Origin of the sequence: Pseudomonas sp. KBW05 (assembly GCF_003852405.1) — a bacterium.
Lineage (GTDB): Bacteria > Pseudomonadota > Gammaproteobacteria > Pseudomonadales > Pseudomonadaceae > Aquipseudomonas.
Genome location: NZ_QAJM01000002.1, coordinates 237,468 through 244,513, shown reverse-complemented (window position 1 = coordinate 244,513; position 7,046 = coordinate 237,468). Strand labels below are relative to the sequence as shown.

At 60.0% G+C, this 7,046-nt stretch carries 7 protein-coding genes; 5 read left to right on the top strand and 2 right to left on the bottom strand.

Going from position 1 to position 7,046, the window contains the following annotated elements; all coding sequences use genetic code 11:
* Positions 1 to 132: 132 nt before the first annotated feature.
* On the bottom strand, positions 133 to 405 hold the full coding sequence (locus DBR46_RS02040) for a DUF1652 domain-containing protein (protein ID WP_017739291.1): 273 nt from the start codon (positions 403 to 405) through the stop codon (positions 133 to 135).
* A gap of 256 nt (positions 406 to 661) precedes the next feature.
* On the opposite strand from DBR46_RS02040, the gene DBR46_RS02035 reads away from it, so the two are divergent.
* Genes DBR46_RS02035 through DBR46_RS02020 form a run of 4 tightly spaced genes read left to right on the top strand, consistent with a single transcriptional unit; the run spans position 662 to position 4,435 of the window.
* Positions 662 to 1,471 (top strand): AraC family transcriptional regulator, encoded by an 810-nt coding sequence (locus DBR46_RS02035; RefSeq protein WP_124524812.1) that lies wholly within the window; start codon positions 662 to 664, stop codon positions 1,469 to 1,471.
* A 49-nt stretch (positions 1,472 to 1,520) separates the two neighbouring features.
* A complete protein-coding gene (locus DBR46_RS02030) occupies positions 1,521 to 2,927 on the top strand; it encodes an FAD-binding oxidoreductase (protein WP_124524811.1) in 1,407 nt (468 codons plus the stop codon).
* A gap of 26 nt (positions 2,928 to 2,953) precedes the next feature.
* A complete protein-coding gene (locus tag DBR46_RS02025; protein ID WP_124524810.1) occupies positions 2,954 to 3,295 on the top strand; it encodes a cupin domain-containing protein in 342 nt (113 codons plus the stop codon).
* Positions 3,296 to 3,355: 60 nt separating this feature from the next.
* A complete protein-coding gene (locus tag DBR46_RS02020) occupies positions 3,356 to 4,435 on the top strand; it encodes a polyamine ABC transporter substrate-binding protein (RefSeq protein WP_124524809.1) in 1,080 nt (359 codons plus the stop codon).
* 62 nt (positions 4,436 to 4,497) lie between these two features.
* On the opposite strand, the gene DBR46_RS02015 is transcribed toward DBR46_RS02020, so the two are convergent.
* The gene (locus DBR46_RS02015) at positions 4,498 to 5,283 is read right to left on the bottom strand and encodes a helix-turn-helix transcriptional regulator (protein WP_124524808.1); all 786 of its coding nucleotides are present in this window, start codon (positions 5,281 to 5,283) and stop codon (positions 4,498 to 4,500) included.
* Positions 5,284 to 5,673: 390 nt separating this feature from the next.
* Here DBR46_RS02015 and DBR46_RS02010 point away from each other — a divergent pair, with 390 nt between their 5' ends.
* Positions 5,674 to 7,038 (top strand): APC family permease, encoded by a 1,365-nt coding sequence (locus DBR46_RS02010; RefSeq protein WP_124524807.1) that lies wholly within the window; start codon positions 5,674 to 5,676, stop codon positions 7,036 to 7,038.
* The last annotated feature ends 8 nt before the right edge of the window (positions 7,039 to 7,046 follow it).

Here is a 7,046-nt window from a genome sequence, read left to right as displayed (position 1 = left end):
GCGGTTAAAAATGTGGGAGCGGGCTTGCTCGCGAAAGCGGTGTATCAGCCGATACATGTATTGACTGACCCACCGCATTCGCGAGCAAGCCCGCTCCCACACAAGCCCGCTCCCACATGTTTAGCGCTTCATTCAGGCCCGCAAGGACTGCGGCGGCACAAACGACTCCAGCTCATCCTCCACCGCCTCGATGATCCGCTCCACATCCGCGGCATTCATCACCGTGGCGCAGGGAATGCCGGCAATAGCGATCAACGTCTCGCCGCTGGCGCGGTCGAACAGGCGGGCGACCATGCTACCGGGCGCGTCCATGCTGCCCTCGAAGCCGATTGGATGGAAATGCCAGCGCATCAGCTGGCAGGCGTTGGGGAATGTCACTTTGTTCATGTTGCCTACCTTGTTCATTGAGCGCTTCCTTTTGCTCGCGGCAGGGGCCACGACCTTCACTGGTCGTGGCGTCGAAGAGTTTAAAAATAGCATTCGTTCGTAAATGGAAGGTGACTTTTTGCGCTCCGTTCGGCAGTTGTTTTCCTGAAGTTTGACGTGGGTCATGTCCTACTTATGGTTGGGCAATATGCCATTAGTCAAAAGCTCCAATTGGCCATTGTCGGCACCCGCAAAAGTCGGCAATCTCCACGGTTTACTCACCGCAGAGCCGCCCATGCCAAACAGCGCCGCAGACGATGACGCTACGCAGACCCAAGCCACCAGCGAGTTGGTGCTGCGCCATCACTTGTGCTGGCGGCATCGCGACCTTGATGGGGTGATGTCCTACTACCACCCGGACATCCAGTACCACGATTTCTTCCAGAACCGTGTCATCCGCTACGCCGATCTGCGCGAGTACCTGCAAGCCAGCATGCCACGGGCGGCGGACGAAGCGATTGAACACACTGACCGCATCCGCGCCGATGGCGACACGGCCTTTATCCAATACCGCATTACCCTGCGCGGTGGCCAGGGCCTGGTGTCATTTCGCACCAGTGAAGCCATTACGGTGCGCGATGGGTTGATCTGGCGGGTCAATGAATACGCGTCCCTGCTGCACGAACAGCCCGCCCAGGCGATGCGCCCCACGGTCAGCCGCCTGGGTTTGTCGCCCCAGCAACTGGGGCATATGGCCAATGACTTGCAGCAATACTTCGAACGCAAGCAACCCTATCTGGACCCCGAGCTGGATCTACAGCGGGTGTCCAAGGAATGCGGCTACAGCCGTAATCAGATTTCCTACTTGCTCAATCAAGTGTTGGGCCAGAGCTTCTACCGCTACGTGAACCAGGCGCGGCTCCAGCATTTGCTGGCGGCATTGGAGACCGCCATGCCACCCATCAAGGTCGATGACCTCGCGTTCGCCGCCGGTTTCAATTCGTTGTCGGCGTTCTACAGTGCATTCCGCCAGCACACGGGCCAGTCACCCAAGGCCTACCTCAAGCAAATTTCCCTGCGTGCACGCGCGCAAGACATGCCGTAACACCGCGCTCTAGGATCAGCCCTATCGAAACGAGGTAGGGGAAGCCGGCATGCCTGCATGGCGCAATATCAGCTTATGGATGGACCAACTGGACGACCCGCTGGTGGCGCGGCCGTCCCTGGAGCATGACCTGGACGTCAACGTGGTCATCATCGGCGCCGGCTACACCGGGCTGTGGACCGCGTACTACCTGAAACGCCAGGCACCTGAGTTGAATATCGCAATTGTCGAAGCACAAACTGCCGGCTTCGGTGCGTCAGGTCGCAATGGCGGCTGGCTGATGGGCAACCTGTTGGGCGAAGACCGTTTGCTGGCGGGCCTGGCACCCGCAGCACGGCGGGCTTCCTTTGATCTGTTGCACGCTATTCCCGATGAAGTCGCCCAGGTCCTGGCCCGTGAAGGCATCGACTGTGATTACCGCAAAGGCGGCGCCCTGTACTGCGCCGCGCGTTACCCCGAACAGGAAGGCAGCCTGCGCCGCTATCTGGACAAACTCTACGCCCAGGGCCTCACCGAATCCGACTATCGCTGGCTCAACCCACAGCAGCTCGCCGAGCAGATCCGCATCGCCAAGCCTTATGGCGGTATCTATGCACCCCACGTTGCAACCATCAACCCGGCCAAGCTGGTGCGTGGCCTGGCGCGGGTGGTGGAACGCATGGGCGTGCCGATCTACGAGAACAGCCCGGTCACCCACTGGCAATCCGGCCGCGTGCGCACCGCGAAGGCCAGCGTGCGCGCCGCCTGGGTGGTGCCGGCCGTCGAGGGTTATGCAAACACCTTGCCGCCTCTGGGCCGTTATCAACTGCCCGTGCAAAGCCTGATTGTCGCCACCGAGCCGCTGCCCGCCAGCACCTGGGACGAAATCGGCTTGAACCACGGCCAGGCATTTGGTGAAAGCAGTCGCCAGGTCACCTACGGCCAGCGTACGGCCGACAATCGCCTGGTGTTCGGCGCCCGTGGCGGTTACCAGTTCGCTGGAAAGCTGCGGCACAACTTCGATTTGACGGACAGCGAAGTGGAGCTGCGTCGCTACCTGTTTGGCGAGCTTTTCCCACAGCTCAAACACGTGCGGATTACCCATTCCTGGGGCGGCAACCTCGGCATGTCGCGCAATTTCCGACCGCACATGCTTTGCGACCACAAGACCGGTATCGCGCTCTCCGGTGGTTATGGCGGAGAGGGCGTCGGCGCCACCAACCTGGGCGGGCGCACGCTGGCGGACTTGATCCTCGGCCATGACACGCCGCTGGTCCAGCAACCCTGGGTGATCCGCGAGCGTGGCCTCGATGCGCTCAAGGCCTGGGAGCCCGAACCGTGCCGCTGGCTGGGTTACAACGCGATCATTCGCAGTTTTGTCCATGAAGACCAGGTGCTGGCCAACCCCAACAGCGCCCCTTGGCGCCGCACGTTGGCGACCGGCGTGGCGGGCTTCATGGAAGGTTTCATGCACTAAACCGTTCCACTCACACGGGAAAACTCATGAGCATCACTCAATTCAAAGACACGCTGAACGCCCATCTGCCGGACTCGTCGCCAGTGGCCGTGCCGCTGGGCGAGCCCATTGCCGTGGCCTCGACCCTCAGTGTCGAGCGCAGCGACGGCGTCGAGACTGGTATCTGGGAATGCACCCCGGGTCGCTGGCGTCGTCAGATCAAATCCCAGGAGTTTTGCCATTTCATCCAGGGCCGCTGCACCTTCACCCCGGACAACGGTGACGTCGTCCACATAGAAGCTGGCGATGCACTGATGTTGCCAGCCAACAGCACGGGTATCTGGGACATCCAGGACACCGTGCGCAAGACCTACGTACTGATTCTGTAACGCTTTGATCCTTGATCGCCTGCCATAAAAACAGCCCTAAAACCGCCAGGAAATCGAACCATGAAAGCCATTGCCCTGTTGCCCTTGATGTTGGTGGCCTCTATCAGCCAGGCCGCTGAGACGGTGAAGATCTACAACTGGTCCAGTTACATCGCGCCGGACACCACCAAGAACTTCCAGAAGCAGACCGGAATCGGTTTCAGCTACGACGTGTATGACAGCAATGAAACCCTCGACGGCAAGCTGATGACAGGCAACTCCGGGTATGACGTGGTGTTTCCGTCCAACCACTTCATGGCACGGCAGATCCAGGGCGGCGCCTTGAAAAAACTCGACAAGAGCCAGTTGCCCAACTGGAAAAACCTCAACCCGGTGCTGCTCAAGGCCCTGGAAAACAACGACCCGGGCAATGCCCACGGTTTCCCGTACCTGTGGGGCAGCACGGGCATTGGCTACAACATTGACAAGGTCAAGGCCGTGTTGGGGGATAACGCCCCGGTGGACTCCTGGGACCTGATCTTCAAGCCCGAGTACATGGAGAAACTCAGCAAATGTGGCGTGGCCATCCTGGACAACGGCCCGGAATTGCTGCCGATTGCCCTCAACTACCTCGGTTTGCCGCCCCACAGCAAGAATCCCGAGGACTACAAAAAAGCCGAAGCGCTGCTGATGAAAGTGCGGCCTTATGTGGCGTACTTCCATTCTTCGAAATATACCGGCGACCTGGCCAACGGCGATATCTGCGTGGCCGTCGGTTTCTCCGGCGACGTGCTGCAGGCCGAAAGCCGCGCCAAGGAAGCCAAGAACGGCGTGAAGATCGGCTACCAGATCCCCAAGGAAGGCGCCGCCATCTGGTTTGACATGGTGGCCATGCCCGCCGACGCCCCGGATGAAAAGGCCGGTTATGCGTTCATGAACTACCTGTTGGAGCCCAAGGTAATGGCCGACATCACCAACTCGGTGCACTACGCCAACGGCAACAGCGCGGCGGACAGCCTGGTCGAGCCGGAGATCAAGGCGGATACCAAGATCTACCCGAGCGAAGAAATGATGGGCAAGTTGTTTGCGTTGGAGGCAATGCCGTTGAATATCGACCGGATTCGCACGCGGATATGGAACACCATCCGCATGGGCCGCTGATGCTGAACACCTGTGGGAGGGGGCTTGCCCCTTCCATAGGTTGAGCCCGGTTGGCTTCAGGCTCAGGGGTGTTCCAGATCATGCCCCAACGACTGGATAAACAACGAAAACAGCTCCGGCTGTGACGAGATATCCAGCTTCGCGTACAGATGTCGCCGGTGCACCTTTACGGTGTCCGGTGAGATATTCAGGCGTTCGGCCATGGCCTTGGACGAGAACCCGCGCAGCACCAGGCGGGCGATTTCCAGTTCGCGCTCCGAGAGCACGCCACACCCGAAGTGGCTCAACGCATCGCGGATCTGGCTGTCCATCGCCGGGGCGCGCTGGGTGCTTTGTTGCCAATGCTGCTGCATCAGCGGCAACACCCAGGCGGCCACCATCGTCAGCAGTCCCGTCTCGTCAGCGCTGAACCGCCGCTGCATGCCCAGGGACAATGACAAGGTCCCGGCCCCCGGCACTTGCAGAATGAACTGCACCTCGTCTTCCAGCACGTTGTCGTGAAAGTAGTTGAGGAAGTATTCACTCTGGCGAAAATGGTCCGGCGCGACTTCCTCCAGGCGGTACACACCGCTGCTGAAACCCTCGCGGCAGGCCTGGAAAAACGGGTCGATCAAGTACAAACCATTGAGGTACACCAGCATCGACGCGGGTTTGCTGGTGGGTTGCGCATCGTATTCCTCCAGCGCCAAGGGCGCGCCATCGGTGGGGTAGAAGATCGCCAGGGCGTTATCGAATGGCAGGCATTGCTGCAGCAACAGCACCAACTGCTTCCAGAAGCGCTCGGTACCGATGTGCGCGACCGTGCGGCCCAGGCCTGCGTGCAGGCCGACTTCCCTGAACAGGCTCATATCGCAGGCTCCCATGGAAAAAAGATCGGCCAAGGTTTCGGCTTTTGCCGGGCGACGTCAAGGGGAGTACTCCAATAGGGGAATTGGCTGGCAACGGCCCAGGGGATAACGTCGTCTCTATTCAACGGGAAATATATCCCGACAAGGCTAGTGCCAGTCAGTCAAGAACTAGAAAGCGTAAAAAGTATTGTGGCGAGGGAGCTTGCTCCCGCTGGGCCGCGAAGCGGCCCCAGCTCTTTGTTTAAAAAGCCTGGGACTGCTGCGCAGTCCAACGGGAGCAAGCTCCCTCGCCACAGGTACAGTGTTCGCCCTTAACTGACTTGCATTACCCGACAAGGCTTCATTTTTCGTTTCTGCCTCACACCAAAAACAACAGCAGAGGATAACGATATGAGTGCTTCTCCCACGCCAGACGGCGTGCTTAAACCCACGCTGAGTGTGTTCGATGTGGTGGCCATCACCGTCTCCGCCGTCACGCCCGCCAGTTCTGTGTTTGTCATCGCGCCGTTTGCCATCCAGCAGGCCGGCAGCGGCGTGTTCCTGGCGTTTGTGCTGGCCGCGTTGCTTGCGTTGATGTTTGCCTTTTGCTACGCCGAACTCGGCCGCGCCCACAATAGTGCGGGCGGCGAATATGTGTACGCCAAGCGGGTGTTTGGCGGCATGGCCGGTTATGCAACGTTCTTGACGGTGTTGGTGATGCTGCTGTTCATCCCGCCGGTATTGGCGACCGGCGCGGCGACGTACCTGAATAATGCGCTGGGCACAAAATTCGATTCACAAACCGTCGCCCTGGTCATTGTGGTGTGCAGTTACGCCCTGGCCATCCTCAACATCAAGCTCAACGCCTGGATCACCGGCACGTGCCTGCTGTTGGAAGTCGCGGCGTTGCTGGTGATCGTGTTTCTCGGTTTTGGCAACCCTGTGCAGCCGGCCAGCGTGCTGTTCCAGCCGCAGATCGTCGAAAACGGCGTGCTGCACCTGGCGCCCTGGGCCTTGGTGATCGGTGCGGTGGGGATTGGCCTGTTCTCGTTCAATGGCTACGGCCCGGCAGTGTTGCTGGCCGAAGACATGAAGTGCGGCGGCAAGGGCGTGCACAAGGCGGTGTTGTGGTCGCTGGGGCTGGTGGTGGTGATCGAACTGGTGCCCATTACTGCATTGTTGATCGGTGCGCCGTCGCTGAGTGCGATGATCAGCAGCCCGGACCCCATCGGCTACCTGCTGACCAGTCATGGCAATGAAACCCTGTCGCGCCTGGTCAGTGCGGGGATCTTTCTGTCGGTGTTCAATGCCATCGTCGCCATCGTGATCCAGATCGGCCGCGTGGTGTTCAGCAGTGGCCGTGATGCCCTGTGGACGCCACGTATCAATACATTGTTTACGCGCATTCACCCGCGTTGGGATTCGCCCTGGCTGGCGACGCTGTTCCTGGCGGTGCCGTCGGCGCTGCTCAGTTTCAGCTCCAACCTCGCCGACCTCACCTCGTTCACCGTATTGCTGATTATGCTGGTGTACCTGGTGGTGGCGTTGAGCGCCTTGATGAGCCGGGTGTGGCTGCGCGATCGCGAGCATCCGTATCGCATGCCGCTGTGGCCATTGCCGGCCTTGCTGGCGGTGGTAGGCGCCGGGTATCTGCTGGCGACCCTCGTCGCTGCGGCCTCCGTGCGCGACGTGATGATCATCGCCGGCTTGCTGGCCGTATCGGTGATTTTCTATTGCATCAGTGGCCGGTCGAGTCCGGCGTACCAGAAACTGTAAGGAGTTGT

Excerpts from the sequence above, each read along its gene's own strand:
- DBR46_RS02030 (WP_124524811.1), top strand. The coding sequence starts at position 1,521 with ATGCCTGCATGGCGCAATATCAGCTTATGGATGGACCAACTGGACGAC.
- DBR46_RS02010 (WP_124524807.1), top strand. The coding sequence starts at position 5,674 with ATGAGTGCTTCTCCCACGCCAGACGGCGTGCTTAAACCCACGCTGAGT.
- DBR46_RS02015 (WP_124524808.1), bottom strand. The coding sequence starts at position 5,283 with ATGAGCCTGTTCAGGGAAGTCGGCCTGCACGCAGGCCTGGGCCGCACG.
- DBR46_RS02025 (WP_124524810.1), top strand. The coding sequence starts at position 2,954 with ATGAGCATCACTCAATTCAAAGACACGCTGAACGCCCATCTGCCGGAC.
- DBR46_RS02040 (WP_017739291.1), bottom strand. The coding sequence starts at position 405 with ATGAACAAGGTAGGCAACATGAACAAAGTGACATTCCCCAACGCCTGC.
- DBR46_RS02035 (WP_124524812.1), top strand. The coding sequence starts at position 662 with ATGCCAAACAGCGCCGCAGACGATGACGCTACGCAGACCCAAGCCACC.
- DBR46_RS02020 (WP_124524809.1), top strand. The coding sequence starts at position 3,356 with ATGAAAGCCATTGCCCTGTTGCCCTTGATGTTGGTGGCCTCTATCAGC.